Here is an 18,197-nt window from a genome sequence, read left to right as displayed (position 1 = left end):
GCCTTCTTTTTTCTTTTATATATTCAAAAAGTATAATAAAATCAAACTGAACCATTGAAGTCCGATGTAGATATAGAATAACATGACCGAAGTTTCTGCCAGCTCATACAGTTTTTCAATCAGAGTAGTTTTTATAATTTCAGAAAAATCTGCATTATCATTTCCCAGATTCAATTCGTCAAACTTTATTTTATTTAAAGCATACCCTAAAATACGTTTGAGTATTTTGTTTTCTGAACTATTTCTAAATTCATTCAGAAGTTTAACTTTAGCGATTGCAAAATCAGCACTTGTGCGGATAACAGTTGGCTGTTTGGCTTTAAAAATCCCAATCACCTTATCGATAAACGGGATTACAATTGTTTTGGAATGATCCTGAAGCAGCTTGCTGATCACTACTGACATTGCATATTTTGAAGCAAAAACAATGGTAAAAAACGGAGCTATGATCATTAACAAATAAAATAGAACCGCCGAAACAGGTTTTGCTTTAATTGTGATTATTATAAATGCAATTGCTCCTGTATGTCCTAATGACGGGCCTAAACGATCAGCTAAAATATAAATTCCAAATACCAGGGTAACAATCGTAGAAATAAGTCCTATTGCATAAATTTTAAATATACTGAGGATGAATGCTGCGGATAGTTTGGAGAAATATTTCAGGTGATCCGTGATTTTGTTCATTGACGTTGATGGTTATTTAGTTTTATGAGATGCCTTATGACAAGCAGTTTTATGTTGATAATTTAATAGTTAAGGGTTATTTAAATTGTTGTTGAAGATAATGATTCAATAATAAAACATTTGTACTTCTGATGTGTTTTCTAGGGTACTATTAATTTCTTTATGGGTTATTCTTCCATTATTATCCAGTGTAAACTTGATTTTTTCACCGTTGGTAAGTTCTTTATTTATTTCTGTTTTACCATTTTTAAAATGATTGGAAAAATTGTAAGTATTGATTTCTGTAGTAATTGCCTCTGGTTCGTATTTATAGTTTTTTTCAATTCCTGACAGCGGTGTTTCAGATTCTTCTTTAAATTTTTTCCAGCCTAATGCTTTCTGTTGTTCAACAGTTATTGGAGTCCATTTTTTATCTATAAGAACCGAAGCATTTACAATCGCATATTCATACTTTTTCTCTTCGGTAATCTGATCTTTAGCATACCTATAGGTTATTTTCGTAAAATGATTTACCCATTTTTTAGCATCAGATTTATCTGGAGCGCCATAGTATTCAACAACACTCATGAGTTCATTACCCACCGGGTCATACTGGAATTCAATGATATGATTTTCATTTTCAGTATATTTCCTTGCAATTTGCCCTTTATTATTATATTGATAGAGTAAGGCATAAGCTTCATTTTTTACTACTTTTCCATTAGGGGCTATTTCTTTTTCTTTTATATTTTCTTTTAGAATATTATCATTTTTATCATAGGTAAATTCTCTTTCTGACTGTATATCTTTGGTATCTTTCTTTTGAGAAATAAGTCTTCCGTTTTCATCATATGTATTCTCTAACAGGATTTTGTCAACTATTTTATCTTCAGCTATCCTCAGTAGCTGCCCATATTTATTGTAGTGATATAAATATTTATTTTTAGCATCCGGGAGATTTTTTTCGATACTTTTAATAAGTCCAAGTTCATTAAATTCTATGAGTGTAAAAAAATCACCTCCTGCGGTTCCACTTCTTCCAATAGGATATTTATAAAAGGTAGAATACTTTTTGGGAGAAAAATATTTGAGACGGCTAATCTCCAGCAAGTCATCCGTATTCAGAAATTTTGAATTTTGTATATCAAAAACTTGCGATTTCAGATCAACCTTTGCGTATATTTCATGCTGTCTCCCAGGTGCGTAAAACAATACAATATCTCCATTTTTTTCATACGCAATCTTCTGGTTTGGGTACAGTTCCTTAACATTAAACTTCTCAACTTCTTTATTATATTCCTGCATATTTTGACTATTTGAATGACAACTTATTACTATGCCAATAAAAACTAACATCTTAAAGATGATTGACTTCTTATTTTTCAGTTTCATTTTTTTTCGATTTATCTATTGCTTTCATATCGTCTGTGTCTTTATGAATTCTATCCCACTGCCACTTCCAAAAAGTGATCAGTACATCTCCATAAATATAATCCATTACATTTTCTGTTTTTATATTTAAAAAGAATTATTGCGGAACACTCTCTTGTATCTCAAATGAATAATTTAATGCAATAGTATGCATGTCTTATGAGTTGTTTCTACTATCAAATAGTGATTTTGAATAGATATAATCTCCTATTAAACTTTTATTAATCAATAATTACGGATTATAAAAAGGTACTGTTTTTTTCTGAAGTTCTTTCCCTGTTTTCCCATCTAATATGATTTCCACAATTGTATCACCTGCAGTCTGATGAGAAATCCGCCATACTTTTTTGCCTTCAAAATCCTGTTTTAATACTCTTGTCTGATAACCTGAATCATGATAGCCTTTTGGGAGATTAATTTTATTCTTTTCACAATACTCCACTATCTTTTCAGGAGTAAAACTATATCCTTCATCTGTATTTTCTTCTTTAATAAGCTTCCCTGATTTATCGAAATGATATAATATTCCTATTGGAGAACCCATATTAAATGACAATGATTTATTTTTTATGTACCCATTTTTATAATAGAATTTATCTGATTTATAAAAAGAATTCTCATAGTAAATACTTAATCTATATCCACCTTTAGAAGCAGAAAAGATTTCTTTTCTTTCTTCCGGAGTTTCAATACATCTGTCATCCTCTTTTTTCTTAGAATTCTCTATAGTAATCTTTTCAAATTCATTACTCATTTTTGGAATCATTGTCTCTTGTACTTCCTGAGATTGACATTGGATAAAAAAAACCAACAAGAATACTACAAATAGTTTTATATTTATACTACCCATATAATAAATGGATTATAAAAAGTTTTTTTATACATTTCATTTCAGTTAAAATTTCAACTTTATTTATAATTCCTTGAAAAAACGATTATACCAGTCAAAATAATGTTCATTTTTTAAAACTTTTCCGGAACTGTCATCCACGAGAATTATAACTCGTTCACATTTTTTATCATCCGGATTTTCAAAATGACCTTTATTCAGACCAATCTGCCAATATTTTTTTCCATCATTTTCTTTTCTCCATATTTTTATATACTGTTTAGTCCACTGCTGGTCTGTATTAATTACAGCATTTGCTGAAGCATCAATTTTATAATTATATTTTTGAATATATTTTTTTGCAATTTCAGTAATAGTTTCAAAAGAAGTCTTCCAACCTTCATCAAAATCAATTGTCTTAGTTAGCTTTCCATGTTCATCAAATTCATACATCAATCCATAATCTCCTTTAGAAGTTTTATTATAAATCCTTTTTAGCTTTATATTTCCGTTTGGATAGTATTCCTTATAAAGATCAAACCAGCCTTTGGGTAATAATGTTCTTTGACTGTAAACCAATCCTAGGGTTCCCATAGTTGTTTGTGTACTACCATCACTTAGAGTTTCAGTCATATCAACATCATACCTTGAAGAATAGGGTTCAACAAGACCTTGAGCTTTTTTAGTCTCTAATAATCTGGGATTATTGATGTTTAATGTTTCAGTTATTGAGTCCATAGGCATGATATATTTGTTTTTATTCAAGGTTTCTTTTTGTGCATCGCATTGATAAAATATAAAACTCAGGAAGAAACAGTATATTAATTGGGTGTGTATTCTCATTATTTATGATTTAACAAAATATTTATTTTAAAATAAATTCGTAGGTTTTTACGCTATCAATTTTTTCACCAGAAAAAAAATACTCCCTTTTTTTTCTTATTTTTTCATTCCAATTTGTTTGCATCACATATATTCTCATTTTTTTTCTACTATATGCAGAATATCTAATTTGTAATAATTCTTTTTCTCTAAGTAATCGTTGAGATTTTGTTTGACTAAAGCTGATAATATTATTCTGCATAAAATAATACACTGGGTTATAAGGTTCAGACCATAAAACCGTTATAGGTAAACCTTTTAACATCCTATTTAATTTTTTATTTTTAATTGTTTTACCATCATTAATATTTCCAAAATATGATTGATTATTTAATATTTCATGAACATCTTGCCCGCATAACAAATGAGATGTATCAAACTTCATTGTCGATTGAACAATAACAGTATCATTTTTAGATAAAATGCCAGTTCTAACTATATTTCCTTCCAATTGTTTATATGTTGAACAATTTATAGTAAAAATAAATAGAAGAAAAAAAACAGAATGTTTAGAGTATTTAATTATTTGTTCTACCATTATTCTGTTAATAAATTAAAATTTCTCAATTTATCCCACTGCCATTTCCAAGTGGAGTACTTATCTTTACTATCTAAATGAGCATAATCCATAACGTTTTCTGTCTTTTTATATTTAAAGAGATAAGGTGTTATTGCAGATATACTCTCTTGTGTCCCAAATGAATGCCCCAATGCAATAGCATGCATCGCTTCATGAGCTACATCAGCATCTGTGATTCCTGAAAACATAGTTCCTCGCCCTGCACCTATAGGAGTTCCAATTCCACCTACACCTATTGTTGCTCCATTATGAACCAGATACGCAGTTTCAGAAAAAAAATAAAGTCGTAAAAATTTATCATATTTACCTGTCCCATCTGCTTTACCATCAGTTCCAAAATTTGGAAACATAGCTTTTAACTTTTCATCTAGATAATCATATAGTGATTTACCTCTAATATTTCCACCAACATTAATTCCACTTCCATTACTTATAGAAGGTAATGATAAATCTGTATTTGGTGTACTATCAATATTTCTGAGAATATTCAAATCTTCTTCAACTATATTTGTTTTAATCAGGGATTGCTTTAAATAATTTTCTAACTCAGTTTTACCTTTTATTGAGCCTTTATTTTCTCCATTTCCTATATTAGCTTTCACCCTCACACACACTACATTTAGCCTTTTCACTTTGTTATTATATAACTTTAAATATCCTGCTTCATTCCCATCACAAAGAACTTTTAAAATTTCAGGAGTCGTAATATCTTTTATTACTTTCAATTCTATTTCGTCCTCTAATTTGTAACTTTCATTTTTTTTAATTACAATTTTTGCATAATGTGTATTTTTTGTAGGATCACTTTTTTCATTTTCAACACCTTGTCCCAAACTTGTCGTAATCTCACATAATGTCTTATCATAAGCAATTACCAATTCTGTCGGAAGTTTTTCCTTATCTTTTATATGTACTTTTAAAGATAGCTTGATTTTTTTATTTTTTTCAACACATATCCAAGAAGGATAGTAGCTAGTTGGCTTTCTATCCTTTAGCAACCAAGGTATACTGTATACAGGATTACTATACTCTCTTTTAAGATCTGTAAATAAAGTAGGTGAGGTAGTAAATCTTGCTGCAGGGTCAGCTGAAGGATATTTATCATATGTTCCTGTTAAATCTGAATATAAATCATCACCAAACAAACCTGTATCCTTGATACGCATCCAATCAAAACCATATTCTTTTCCCTTCCAATTTCTCATGGGGCGAAAATGCACTATTGCATCCGCAGCAATATTGATTTCAGCCATAGGAGGTTTTTCAGGATTCCCTCCATAAAGAATCTCAGTATCACTATTTTCACTATATATGATACTTGCGTTTTCTATAATGTCTGTTTCAGAATAATAACTAAGATTTCCTTCAACAGCCTCATATATTTTTCCTTTTACAATTCTTACCCTACTCATCTTAATTGGTTATGTAATTAATGAGCTTTTCCTTTTTCACCACTCCTATTATCAATATTACTTTTTGCATGTTTATTGATAGAAGCATTGGTACTTGTTTCAATTCCTTCCTCACCATTAATCACCGTTTTGCCTTTCTTTGTTTCGCTGTGTACATCTCCTTCAATGATCTCAGTAAGTTTCCCCGTAATAAATGTACTCACATTTCCTATAACCGAAGTAAGTTTCATAGCGCCTACGGTCTCGGTATTATTTAATCCGACACTATCAGACTTATTCATCCCCACCGTCGTAGTCATGTTTTCTCCTACATTAATATTCATATTTTTACAGTTCAGGGTCATCGTTTCCGGTGCCGTAATATTAATATTGCTTCCCGTCGTATCCAGATGAATTTCATTACCGCTTTTATCTGTAATAATGATACTTTCATCTTCTGTAAAAACGATTCTGTGGCCGCTTCGTGTTTGTATAGATTTTACACGGTTGTCCGCACCACCTCCAAGGCCTATTCCACCGTGAAACATTCCTCCCATGACAAAAGGTCTGTCGGGGTGACTGTGAACAAAATTGACCATCACCTGGTCTCCTACTTCAGGAATGGCTACATAGCCACGGTTTTGGGTGATTTGGTCTGTTCCTCCAGCATCGGGGCTCATTACACGGACAAAATGGGTGGTATCATTCATCTGCCAGTCAAATCTCACCTGAACTCTTCCCTGTCCTTCCGGATCCGTGTTAGAAATTACGGTCGCGATCTGTGGCTGTGCGGCAGGTACATTGAATTCGGGTTTCGGTAAAAAACCGGTATCCGCAGCGATAGACTCAAAAGTTCCTGAATAATGTCCAATCGTATCAATTTCGTGAACAACCTCTGTTACCATTACTTTTGTAAAGTAGGAAGTTTCATTACTGTCCGGCTTTCTCATATAAATATCCACCACACATCCCGGGTGTAAAAACGGAACTGTTGTAGATCCGGAAACGGAAAATACATTTACCGCTTCGCTGCCTGAAGTACTTCTTTGAGAATGTTCAACATCCAGATGCGTTGTTGCTTTAATAGGGGCAACCTGAAGCGCCGGGGTTTTATAGATTTTATCGTTATGGCTGTATGCTGTATTGGCAAGATCGCTTAAATGGTTTACGGGAGTTTCCCCGGAAGTAAGTTTTTCATTTTTACTGCTGTTATAACCGTAGTATTGAGGTTTTGTATGAACAGCTTTTAACTCTACTTTTACATGATCTGCATTGCTTCCATAGAGCAGTTTGATAGGTTTATTCTGTGGTGGAAGCTTCCCGAAATGCAATACTTCACCATCATAATAAAATTGCTCTCCATATGCTTCTGCCATTCTAGCCAGATAATTATAATGGGTTTCATTGTACTGGCTGCTGTAAATGATCTGAGAATAATCATTTGTATCAATTCTTATATCAAACCGTTCTTTATCAATTCCCTGTTTGATTACTTCTTCAGCAATAATTCCCATGTTAACAGATTGCCCGCCGCCAAAACTCTGGATATGCGGAGCTCCATCCAATAAAATAGTAGGACTGTATCCGGAAAGTACGATATTTCCAAGGCTCATTTTTTCCTGGCTGAATCCAACTTTAGTAATAATTCCGACAAAGTTTCTTTCAGGGCTTTTCTCAATATCTTTGTAAGAAATAACGGCTGTAAGTCGCTTTCCTAAAAATTTATTAGCTTCTTCAAGAGTATGGCTCTGTCTGTCTCCCAATGCGTCATGGGCAAGGGTAAGACTGAATTCGTGATGGTGACTGGCTTTTTGTTTAAGAGTGAAGTGTTTGTAGTACTTAATAATTTTACCTTCCACAACCAGTGACAATTTAACCAGCCGGTTGATTCCTGCATGATGATTCTCGGATATCCCGTCTGCATTCTGTGACGGACGGAAGGAAGATCCTTTTGTCTTTGATTCGGTTTTCATATGCTTTGTGTTTGTGTTTGATTAAAGATAACAATATTTTATATAACAGAGGTTATATAAGCATGTTAGAGTAAAATTTTCCGGTATAAGTTTTTATCAGGCAAAAAAAGACCGCCTTTAAAAGGGACAGTCTTTTTTCTTATGAATGTTGATAATGTGTGTAAATTTTAGCTTGAAGGCCAAAGACCAGCGTACTGAGAAGTACCGTAGTCAATAGTTTCAGCACTGATTACGAAGCTGATCAGCATGCTATTACTGTCTATTGCATCAAAATCAACCTGATGTTGAATTACATATCCGTTCTCCCATTTCAAAGTAATCAATGTTCCTTCTTCGTGAGATTTATTGAATGTAATTTCTCCTACTGTTGGCTTGTATTTACCATTCAGCAAGCTTTCAAGAATATCAGATTTTTCAGTAGCTTCTACTGTTACTTTAATAAGTGCGTTAGAAGGATCTGATGCTACACGTCCTGATACGTCTGTAGATCTGGATACGCTGTAATTCATTTTTAACAGCTTCTGTCCTTCACCGTTGTTGAATTTTAAGATTCCTCTTGAATTTCTTTCGGCCATGATTAGTAAATTTTAATCGTTAGTAATATTTGTGATTCGGTGATTGTTTAGCAAAGATAGAGGCTCTTTTTCGCTAAAAAAAACTTTTCAATATAAATCTGAGAAATTGTAGTAGTTCTACGATTTCTTGTCGTAATTCTACGACAAAAGATTTAAACACCACATCACAACACCCACCAATACAGTATTTTAGACTAAATCCCATTTTTAAGATAAAAATTATTTTTACACTATAGCGAGAGATAATCGGGAAATTAAAGGTGAATTATGAATGGTCAATTCGCTTTTCTGTGAATTTTTGATTCAAGGTTTTAAATTTAAAGTTCAAGATTTAAAGTTTAAGGTCTAGGTGTTTCAACTTTTCACTTCCGGTTTTGGGACACAAAAAAAGCAGAAGGAGGTAACTTCTGCTTTTGATATGATAAAATGAATTTTTTAGTGCTTTGTATATTCCGGTTGTTCCGTCGGAATTCTTGACGGCGTAAAGTATTCATTAAGCCAATAGAAAGTCTGTCCGTTTTGCTGAATCTTTACAGCTGGGTTATTTCTGTTGGCAAGCATTCTGTCTGCTAAATTTTTGTAGTGATAGAAATAGTTTTTCACAGTCTCACTAGGAACAACTTTTGATTTTTTCCACCCTTTCAGTTTGTACTTAGCCATCAGTTCTTCTTCGGAAAGATCAAATCCTGTACTCATTCCAATAGCATACGACATTGGCTGTTCATAAAGAGCTCCTTTATCCAGGAATTTTATAGTCGGGTTATACTTTTTCAGAAGCTTCACATATTCTTTCACTGCTCTTGCCTGATTAAAATCCGGACGGTCTGCCTGAGTATTTCTGTATACTTCGGTATAGAAAGCTTTTAAGTTGTCATATTCTGATTCAGAAATAAGGATTCCTTTTTCTATTCCCGGAGTATAATCTTTCAGATCTTTCGGAATGTATCCTTTTACAAGGAATGGGCTTCCGTAGTTGATCAGCTGTGCTGCAATTCCTGCAGAAACCGGATTGGTAAGACCTGGATACAGATATTTATATTTTACATCAACATCTGTTTTTCCTGCTCCTACTGATGAATGGAAATATTCATTAAGTGATTTATCAATATTCTGATTATCTAAAGTAACCTGTGAAATAAGGCTGTCAACAGATTTTTTCAGGAATCCGGGAGTTGTAATATCCCCTTTTTTAGGGAAAATAACAAATCCCTGAGACATACTCTGTTTAGGGTAAGCCAATGAGAAGAATCCGGCATCTCCTTCTACCAGGCTGAAGTTATTTTTGGTAAGAACATCATATTGGTTGATGATCTTTTGTTTTTTAAGTTCAGCAATATTTTTAGCCGTATTGGTAACAACATTTTCTGCCATCAATACGAAATCATTGTAGGTATCTGATGATCTTGCACTCGTCTGGAACATAATCAGTCTTGCCTGAGCCTGAGTAAGCGAACTGATCACACTGTACATATTTCCGCTCTGGTTGGCAGAAGTTCCTACAGTCACCACAATATTGGTTTCATCAGGTACGCTGGAAAGAAGGTTTCCTGCTGCAGTAAGAGCTTCACCAACCGGCTGATAACCGCTGTTGCTTGCACAGTTCATCTCATTCGTTTTCTGATCAATGAACGTTGTCATTTTACTGTAGTCAGCACTCAGGTTGGATACAGAAATATTTTCCCCGCAAGGGTTATTTTTGTACAGCACCACTCCATATTTAACATTGTTAAAATAAGATGGTTTCTCAAATCTAAGCTGAAGATCCTGTAATAATGATTTTACGATAGGGGCATAAGGAGCATTTCCTGCACTTACGTCTAACGCAAAGACAATATTAATATTTTTATCTCTTTCCGTGATCTCTCTGTAGCGGTCAAAATAAATAGGTTCACCCAATACGTTCGATACAAAGTTCTTGCTGTAGTCTAAAATATTGGTGAAATATTTTGTTTTTGAATCCGGAGTTGGAGCCTGTTCCAATGGAAGATTTACAGGAAAGATATTCTCAAGCTGTGTTCTTTTGTTAACGTCTGTAAGAAGAACTGCTTTTTTATTTTCAGCATCAGATCCAGATCCTCCCGGAGATCCTTCATAGATCCCTAAAGAAGAATCGTTGATCCCTGTTGTATTTTTCAGTTTGATCGCAGAGCGCTCTCCCCAGCTGGAAATCACGTTAGAACTTACCCATCCGTAAAGTCCTTTGCCAATGCTGTCTATGTCAATTGAAGGCTTTTTACCTACTAAAAATCGCTTGTTGTTTTCAGCCTGTTTATAGACATAAACAATTTGTCCGTTTGGAATCTTTACATTGGCTGTTTCAATAAGGCTTGGTGAATTAAACACCATAATAGAGTCATTCTTATAGTATCTTTCAGCGTTTTTAATCACTTCACTGTTACTTGGTACTACGGCAACTCTTACAGGATATCCTGTTTTTTCGCTTTTTAAAGCATTATTCCAAAGAAGAAGTTCAGATTCAGGAATCCATCCATATGTTTTGATAGATTTTGAAGAAACTTTTTTCATTAAAGCATCCGGAACATATTCCGCTACTTTTACCATTCCGTCTCTATGTTTTAAAACCATCAGAGGTTCCAGGAATTTTACTTCTTTATAAGATTTCTCATCATCTTTATCCAGATAAGCCGTATTTCTCGACCTGTCTGAAATAACGATCCATGGAGCTGACTTTTTAGGATAACCGTTAACGACAGGGGAAGCATCCACCTGTCCGTACTGTGACGGTTCCGGGGTTTTCTTTGACGGCAGTTTTACCTGGCAACTCGTCAATAATACTGATAACCCTATATAATATGCTGCTAGAGGAAATTTATTTTTCATCCTATTTTATCTTTAATGATTGGCGCATCCGTAAACCGGATGATATTATTTGCTTTGGTTGATTTCTACTTTCGTTACACACTCCTGTTTATCATCAAGGTTCACCTTTACAGTCTGAATCACCGTGTTTTTGTCAAACTGAAGACCGGCACAGTACATGTAGAAGTTGTTCACTTTGCTGTCATTTACCTTTACTACTGTATTTTCATTGTTACACAGATAGGTTTTCAACAGGTAATTGTAATGCATATTGAAACTGTTTCCATTGGCAATCTGCTGAAGGTGATATTTGAAATCATTATCTACTCTTGCGTAAGAATCTTCTACTGAAACTTCCTCTTCTGCAAGTGCATCATAAGCCGGAAGGATTTTAATATGGTGGTAAATAGGCTCCTGACTTTCTTCAGTGTATAGCGTTACCACATAATCTCCGGGTTTTTTATAAGAATAGATTGTAAATTTATCTTTAGAATCTGTATTTCCTGTTTCTCCGAATTTCCATGCAAACACTTTTGCATCAGAAATGGCACGGAAAGATACGCTTTCATTTTGCATAGCCTGAGCTACTGCTTCGATAGTAGTTGCTGATTTTGCGGTATCTTTTGCTTTCTGAACGCTTCTTGCGCTTACCATTACAGGGAAAGATTTCGTATACTTATTGTCAACGATCAAACTCACCTGATAGTACCCCGGTTTATTATAGAAGTGAATCCCGCTGTTTTTATCTGAAGTTGTACCGTCTCCGAAATTCCATCTTTTGGTTTTCGCAAACTGGGTTTTATCTTCGAATAATAGCGTGTCTCCTACCGCCAGTGAAGACGGATAAACCACCCCAACAATATCATCGGCTGAATGGATAACTTTTTTCTGCAGCCATAGAGCAACTAATGCTGCGATGAGCAAAGTTGCAACAACACCGATAATAATGTTTTTCTTGTTCTTTTGAAAATAATTCATAGTTAATAATTGTGATGTGTTTTATATAAAGTTCCTAGTATTTATTACTTATTGTACTCTTGCTTTCAGGTCCTGCTCACGCTGATAAAGCTTATTTTGCTTGTCCTTAAATCCGATTCTGCACTCATCCACCTGCTTTTGAAAAACTTTAATATCTTCTGAAGTAGTTGAAATCACTTTTTTGTCATCAAAGTACATTTTATAGAATTTTGCAATCTGAGGATAAGCATCTTTTCTGATATCAACAACATCAGTACTGCCGAAATAACTGTTAAGATCGTTAACCCCCAACTGAATATTATTTTCTACAAAAGGCTGCGGGCCGTCATCAGTAAGTTTTGTGATCATGGTATAAGTACTGTCCATGATTGGGATAACGATTTTTTGATGATGCTCAAATTCAGCTTTCTGTTCAAGATTCTGAATTCCTCTCACATCTTCATCAGAAAACGGAGATACAAATCCTTTTAAAAATATCACTCCTAAAAATAACATAGCAGTCACAAGCATCAGTATTAAATAAAAAAACTGATAATGCCTTTCTTTCTTCGATAATGTGATTTGTCCTTGCATATCTTTTCTTTTTATCTTCTTCTTTTACTTCCTGTGAAATTTCTTGTAGGGTCTTTTCTAAGCTCGTTATTGGTTACTTTTATTTTACCCATACATTCATCCAGATCTCTTAAAACGGTTTTCTTCTTATATTCCACTTCAATGATCTTAGCCTTTAAAGTCATCATAGGTACTATCTGCTTCATCAATATAGCATAGTGCTTAAAGCTCTGTGCACTGTCTTTGCCCATAATATTTTTGGCGTCTCTCACGTTATCCATAATGCTGGTTCTGAGGAACACATCATTTTCCACCTTATTAATACTAAGCTGGTTCATTTTGTCATAAATTTCATCAATGTGATCTTTCAGCACGTCGCTTCGAAGCATCAGTTCTTTATAGGCTTCAGCTTCCCGGCTGATTCCTTCACGTTGTATGTCATAACTCTTAAAGAAGAGAAATAAGCACGCAAAAGTTACAACCGACAAAACGACAAAAGACAGAATAAACTTCCAAATGCCTATTCTGACGTCAGATTTGTTTAATTTTTTTTCCCTGTTAGAAGACATAATTTGCGATTTGTTTGGCCTGTGAAAATATAAAAAAAAATTTTTATGCACAATACGTAATTTCCCCAAACCTGTTTCGTGAAAACCCTGATTAAATTAATATTAATTTCCACTTTGATAAGTTTTTCATAAATTAGACCTCTAAATTTTAAATATCATTCGCCAAATCGATATTAAGAATGAGTAAAATATTATCTAATACCGTACGTTTTTCTATTGCTGACAGTGATTTTTATTTTAAAAAAATAATGATCAAAACACTCATGGAGAATCCTTTCTATATGCTTCTGAATGACTGTAACAATGGGCACGAGCTGGTAAACAGAATCTACAGAAGGCAGGAGGATGTGTTCATCATTGAGTTATTTATGCCCGTTTTAAGCGGAATTGAAGCGATTAAATACATCCGGAAAAACAATACGGAAACACCTATTATCACTTATTCCGGCACTTATCAGGAAGATATGGCTGAAATTCTTTCAAAAATTCCTAATACCTATTACTGTCAGAAAAAAAGCACCATTATAAAAGATATCATCAAGGGAAGCATCACTTCTGAAGACTTTGACTACCAGACCTATTCCAAGGAATGGGAGCAGCAGCCACTTGCAGTACAGGAATATATGGACAGGCAGAAAAAAGGTCAGGAAGAACTTTCTCCAGCCGAAATACAGCTGATGAGATTTTGCTATGAGGGATTCAGCAATAAAGAAATTGCAGAAAAACTTAACCTGAGCACAAGAACTATTGACACTTACATTAACCGGCTTACAGAAAAACTGGGACTGAAAACCAAGCTCCACCTTATCCGTTTCTGTGTAGAAAACGGCTATTACAATTCCAGTTTATAAAAATTCTGATTTCAGATTTGAAAATTTAAAATTCCGGCTAACTGGTGGAAGCTGAGGAGGGTTTATAAATGCTTAATATAAGTAAGAAAACCCTGCCAAAGCTATCGCTACCGCCGTTTATTAAATTTTGTTCATTAATTTTTTTGTACCTTTATACCGTTAGATTATTTTATTGTTAAATTATTGCTACCCTGCCTTAATATAGCATATACATAAAAAGCTCAACGATTTGAATAAAAATATTTTGCCACTAATTTGCTAGTATTCAATTTTTTTAACTAAATTTGCACACCTAAAATTTAAAATTAAAATAAGGAAATGACAAAGGCAGAATTGGTAAACACCATCTCAAATAAGTTGGGAACAGAAAAGAATGAAACACAGAAAGTTGTAGAAGCTTTTATGCAGGAGATCAGAACTTCTATGTATAATGGGGATAACGTTTATCTAAGAGGTTTTGGATCTTTTATCATTAAAACAAGAGCTGCTAAAACAGGAAGAAATATTTCTAAAAACACTGCAATTGAGATTCCTGCTCATAACATTCCTGCTTTCAAACCTTCAAAATCTTTTGTTGAGAAAGTAAAAACTAAAGTTGCAGTAAAATAAGAACATTAACTGAATATTAACTAGTTACTAAAAAATTAAAATTATGCCAAGCGGAAAGAAAAGAAAAAGACACAAGGTTGCGACTCACAAAAGAAAGAAAAGAAGAAGAGCAAACAGACATAAGAAAAAATAATCTCCTCTTTTCGAGATTTACAATATAATAATATAGTTGGTGGATTTAAATTCTTAAAGTTCACTAACTATATTTTTGTTTGCAACTATAAGATTCCGCGGAAAACGGATGGTTTCAAATATTATTTTAATAAACATATAATGGTTTTCATCCAAAATCCTTATATTTAATAGATGAATTAATCAGAAAAACATCCCATTCCTATAATCTTAACAATTTTATCTTATTAAAAAATGAAGAAAGAACTAATAGTTTCGCATGAAGATGATCTTACAAAGATTGCATTACTGGAAGACGGAAGACTATGTGAACTTCATGAGCAAGAGGACAAAAGCGATTTTATAGTTGGAGATCTGTTTATAGGAAAAGTAAAAAAACTGGCACCCAATCTGAATGCAGCATTCGTGAATATCGGATATGATAAAGATGCATTTCTGCATTACCAGGATCTGGGACCTCAGTATCTTACATATAGAAAGTTTTTAAAAGATACTATTTCTAAAAAACAAAGCACTTCAAGCTTAAAGAATTTCGAGATACAACCCGAAATAGACAAAAATGGAACGGTAGATAAAGTGATCGCCAAAGACGATATCGTTCTGCTGCAAATCACTAAGGAGCCTATTTCTACAAAAGGCCCAAGAATATCTACCCAAATCTCTCTGACAGGACGTTTTCTGGTTCTGATCCCTTTCGACAATAAAGTTTCTATTTCTAAAAAGATCCGAAGCTTCGAAGAAAAGGAAAGATTGAGAACCCTTATCGACAGCATCAAGCCTGAAGGTTTCGGGGTTATCATCAGAACAGTGGCCGAAGGAAAAAAAGTAGCAGATCTTCATAATGACATGAACCAGCTGGTTCAGAAATGGGAAAGCACTTTTAAAAATATCCAGAGAAATAAAGTTCCATCCAAAGTTTTAAGCGAAGAAGACAAAGCTTCAGCTATTTTAAGAGACAATTTTAATCAGGATTTCGTGAATATCATCTGCGATGATGAGCAAATGGTGAACGAAATGACAAATTACGTGGAAGTAATTGCACCTGAAAAGAAAAATATTGTCCAGTTTTATGATTCCCATATTCCTCTTCTGGAATATTACAATGTTGAAAAACAGCTTAAACAGAGCTTCGGAAAACACGTTAACATTCCAAGTTCCAAAGGCGCTTATCTTGTTATTGAACACACAGAAGCACTTCACGTCGTTGACGTCAACTCCGGCAACAATATTACTACCGGAGCCGCTGTCAACAAAGAACATGCACTGAAAGTGAACAAAATGGCTGCTACTGAGATCGCAAGACAACTTCGCCTCCGCGATATGGGAGGTATCATTGTAATCGATTTCATAGACATGCCGAATTCTGATCACAGAAGAGATCTTTACGAGCATCTCAAAGAGGAAATGAAGCGCGACAAAGCTCGCCACAAAATACTTCCTCCAAGTAAATTTGGACTGATCCAGATTACCAGACAAAGAAACCGTCCGGAAAAACAGATCGACACCAAAGAAGAAAACCCGAACAAAGACGGAGAAATTGTAGCTCCTATTGTTATCGTGGAAAAAATGGGTGAAACCTTAAGAACCATCCTGCAGAAAGAAAAAGGAAAAATCTACCTGCATGTACACCCCTTTGTGGAGGCCTACCTTACCAAAGGCATCAAAAGCATCCAAATGAAATGGTTTATCAAATACAAAAAATGGGTAACCATTGTTCCAAGAGATTCTTTTAAATATTTAGAATACAAAATCTACAATGCCAAAAAAGAAGAATTAATAGAATTCTCTAATTAAAAATTTAAGACCTTCAGTTGTACTGGAGGTTTTTTTATTAGGCTGGGCTAAAGCCCACCCCTATTGAATTTTAACAACAATATCTTTTATCTTTTATCTTTTATCTTTAAAACATGAAAAAACACCATTACAAAATGACTATCCAATGGACAGGAAACCAGGGAACTGGAACCAGTGGATATAGAGACTATGAAAGAAGCCATAGGATCTCAGCAGAAAACAAAGTTATGATAGAGGGTTCATCTGATCCGGCATTCCGAGGTGACAAAACAAAATATAATCCGGAAGAAATGCTTTTATCTTCCCTTTCCTCCTGTCATATGCTCTGGTATCTGCACTTCTGTTCTGAAGCCGGTATTATTGTAACTGAATATACTGATGAAGCGACTGGCATCATGGAAGAAACAGCCAATGGAAGCGGCCATTTTACGGAAGCAACCTTGCATCCCAAAGTAACAGTTGCAGAAGAATCAATGGTTGAAAAAGCAGAACAGCTTCATCATAAAGCCAACGAATTTTGTTTCATTGCCAACTCGGTCAATTTTCCGGTGAAGCATATCCCTACCACGTTAGTTAAATAATACCACATCTTAAATTAAATTCATAAAACAATGATGAATATTACATTTTAACAGTAATAACTCTAAAAAATTCCACCAAAAGAGAATTATTTAATAAAAAATCAATGAAAACAATGTTTTACCATAAATAAAAACACAATAATTTTAAAATATTTATCAATTTTACTCAAAATGTCAAGTTTTTTTCATATTTTTATATAAACAAAACAAACCATGATGAAACCAAGATTGACCATTTTTGATGAGCCCATGCTCTATACCGAGGGATTGTCAAGACTGCTTACACAGAGCAAAATTTTCAGCACTATTGACATTTGTAATTCTTTAGAAACCCTCTCCCAACACTTAAAAGAAGAACCACCGGAAATGCTTGTCATGAGCTCCAACATGCTCATGCTTACAGAAATCTGCAAATTGGTAGAAAGCATTATTTCTCAACACAAAAACACCAAAATCATTGTCATAGGAAGCTCTTATGACGTGATAGATATGCGGAAGCTCTTCAACAAAGGCATCAAAGGTTATCTGGACAAAGACTGCACTTATGATGAGTTCCTGAAATCCATTAATGTTTTACTCCTTAATGAAATCTATATCTGCGATCATGCAAAGGAAAAAATGATGAATTTCATCAGCAGCGAACAAGAAAAGCAAAGCCCACACATCAAGGAACCACTCACCCGCCGTGAAATGGAAATCCTTAAACTGATCTGCGACGGATGCAGCAGTAAAGATATCTCTGAAAAACTTTTTATCAGTATCAATACGGTAGAAACACACCGAAAAAGAATTCTTTTGAAACTCAATGCGAAAAACTCAGTCGGAATTGTAAAATATGCTATTGAGAATCATATTATCGACTGAAATTTCCCCATGAAAAACGCAAAAAATTCCAAACTTGGCAGTCTGGAATTTTTTTATGCCTGAATTCATTCTAATTGCCAGAATCAGGCGTAAATTAATAATTCTTTTTCATTGTGAGAT

The 18,197-nt window shown here is 34.0% G+C and carries 17 protein-coding genes; 5 read left to right on the top strand and 12 right to left on the bottom strand.

Features of this window, described 5'->3' with window-relative positions:
• Positions 1–15 precede the first annotated feature (15 nt).
• The 12 genes from FN817_RS19225 to tssO all read right to left on the bottom strand — a co-directional run bounded on the left by FN817_RS19225 (position 16) and on the right by tssO (position 13,246).
• The gene (locus FN817_RS19225; protein WP_142719333.1) at positions 16–687 is read right to left on the bottom strand and encodes a hypothetical protein; all 672 of its coding nucleotides are present in this window, start codon (positions 685–687) and stop codon (positions 16–18) included.
• Between the two features lie 105 nt (positions 688–792).
• A complete protein-coding gene (locus FN817_RS19220; RefSeq protein WP_142719332.1) occupies positions 793–1,971 on the bottom strand; it encodes a hypothetical protein in 1,179 nt (392 codons plus the stop codon).
• Positions 1,972–2,329: 358 nt separating this feature from the next.
• Complete coding sequence (locus tag FN817_RS19215) at positions 2,330–2,851, bottom strand: hypothetical protein (RefSeq protein WP_228451609.1); 522 nt, start codon at positions 2,849–2,851, stop codon at positions 2,330–2,332.
• A gap of 159 nt (positions 2,852–3,010) precedes the next feature.
• Entirely contained in the window at positions 3,011–3,769 is a 759-nt protein-coding gene (locus tag FN817_RS19210) for a hypothetical protein (protein ID WP_142719331.1), read from the bottom strand.
• 22 nt (positions 3,770–3,791) lie between these two features.
• Positions 3,792–4,259: a hypothetical protein gene (locus FN817_RS19205; RefSeq protein ID WP_142719330.1), complete on the bottom strand. Its 468-nt coding sequence runs from the start codon at positions 4,257–4,259 to the stop codon at positions 3,792–3,794.
• A gap of 86 nt (positions 4,260–4,345) precedes the next feature.
• Positions 4,346–5,800, bottom strand: coding sequence for a hypothetical protein (locus FN817_RS19200; protein WP_142719329.1), 1,455 nt, complete (start codon positions 5,798–5,800; stop codon positions 4,346–4,348).
• Between the two features lie 17 nt (positions 5,801–5,817).
• A complete protein-coding gene (locus FN817_RS19195) occupies positions 5,818–7,752 on the bottom strand; it encodes a type VI secretion system Vgr family protein (RefSeq protein WP_142719328.1) in 1,935 nt (644 codons plus the stop codon).
• A gap of 167 nt (positions 7,753–7,919) precedes the next feature.
• Complete coding sequence (gene tssD / locus FN817_RS19190) at positions 7,920–8,327, bottom strand: type VI secretion system tube protein TssD (RefSeq protein ID WP_047424439.1); 408 nt, start codon at positions 8,325–8,327, stop codon at positions 7,920–7,922.
• 435 nt (positions 8,328–8,762) lie between these two features.
• Complete coding sequence (tssR, locus tag FN817_RS19185) at positions 8,763–11,168, bottom strand: type VI secretion system protein TssR domain-containing protein (protein ID WP_142719327.1); 2,406 nt, start codon at positions 11,166–11,168, stop codon at positions 8,763–8,765.
• Positions 11,169–11,213: 45 nt separating this feature from the next.
• Positions 11,214–12,125 carry a PKD domain-containing protein gene (locus FN817_RS19180; RefSeq protein ID WP_047424435.1) on the bottom strand — a complete coding sequence of 304 codons (912 nt, stop codon included), beginning with the start codon at positions 12,123–12,125 and terminating at the stop codon, positions 11,214–11,216.
• 48 nt (positions 12,126–12,173) lie between these two features.
• The gene (locus FN817_RS19175; RefSeq protein WP_142719326.1) at positions 12,174–12,698 is read right to left on the bottom strand and encodes a type VI secretion system transmembrane protein TssO; all 525 of its coding nucleotides are present in this window, start codon (positions 12,696–12,698) and stop codon (positions 12,174–12,176) included.
• A gap of 11 nt (positions 12,699–12,709) precedes the next feature.
• Complete coding sequence (tssO, locus tag FN817_RS19170) at positions 12,710–13,246, bottom strand: type VI secretion system TssO (protein ID WP_047424431.1); 537 nt, start codon at positions 13,244–13,246, stop codon at positions 12,710–12,712.
• A 179-nt stretch (positions 13,247–13,425) separates the two neighbouring features.
• Here tssO and FN817_RS19165 point away from each other — a divergent pair, with 179 nt between their 5' ends.
• The 5 genes from FN817_RS19165 to FN817_RS19145 all read left to right on the top strand — a co-directional run bounded on the left by FN817_RS19165 (position 13,426) and on the right by FN817_RS19145 (position 18,077).
• Complete coding sequence (locus tag FN817_RS19165) at positions 13,426–14,097, top strand: response regulator transcription factor (protein ID WP_047424429.1); 672 nt, start codon at positions 13,426–13,428, stop codon at positions 14,095–14,097.
• Between the two features lie 318 nt (positions 14,098–14,415).
• Complete coding sequence (locus FN817_RS19160) at positions 14,416–14,706, top strand: HU family DNA-binding protein (protein ID WP_002984212.1); 291 nt, start codon at positions 14,416–14,418, stop codon at positions 14,704–14,706.
• 366 nt (positions 14,707–15,072) lie between these two features.
• Entirely contained in the window at positions 15,073–16,632 is a 1,560-nt protein-coding gene (locus FN817_RS19155; protein WP_142719325.1) for an Rne/Rng family ribonuclease, read from the top strand.
• Positions 16,633–16,745: 113 nt separating this feature from the next.
• Positions 16,746–17,213, top strand: coding sequence for an OsmC family protein (locus FN817_RS19150; protein ID WP_142719324.1), 468 nt, complete (start codon positions 16,746–16,748; stop codon positions 17,211–17,213).
• Positions 17,214–17,426: 213 nt separating this feature from the next.
• Positions 17,427–18,077, top strand: a complete 651-nt coding sequence (locus FN817_RS19145; RefSeq protein WP_228451608.1) for a response regulator transcription factor — start codon at positions 17,427–17,429, stop codon at positions 18,075–18,077.
• The last annotated feature ends 120 nt before the right edge of the window (positions 18,078–18,197 follow it).

This window comes from Chryseobacterium rhizoplanae (assembly GCF_900182655.1).
Classification (GTDB): Bacteria; Bacteroidota; Bacteroidia; order Flavobacteriales; family Weeksellaceae; genus Chryseobacterium; species Chryseobacterium rhizoplanae.
This window is presented reverse-complemented; position numbering and strand designations above follow the sequence as displayed.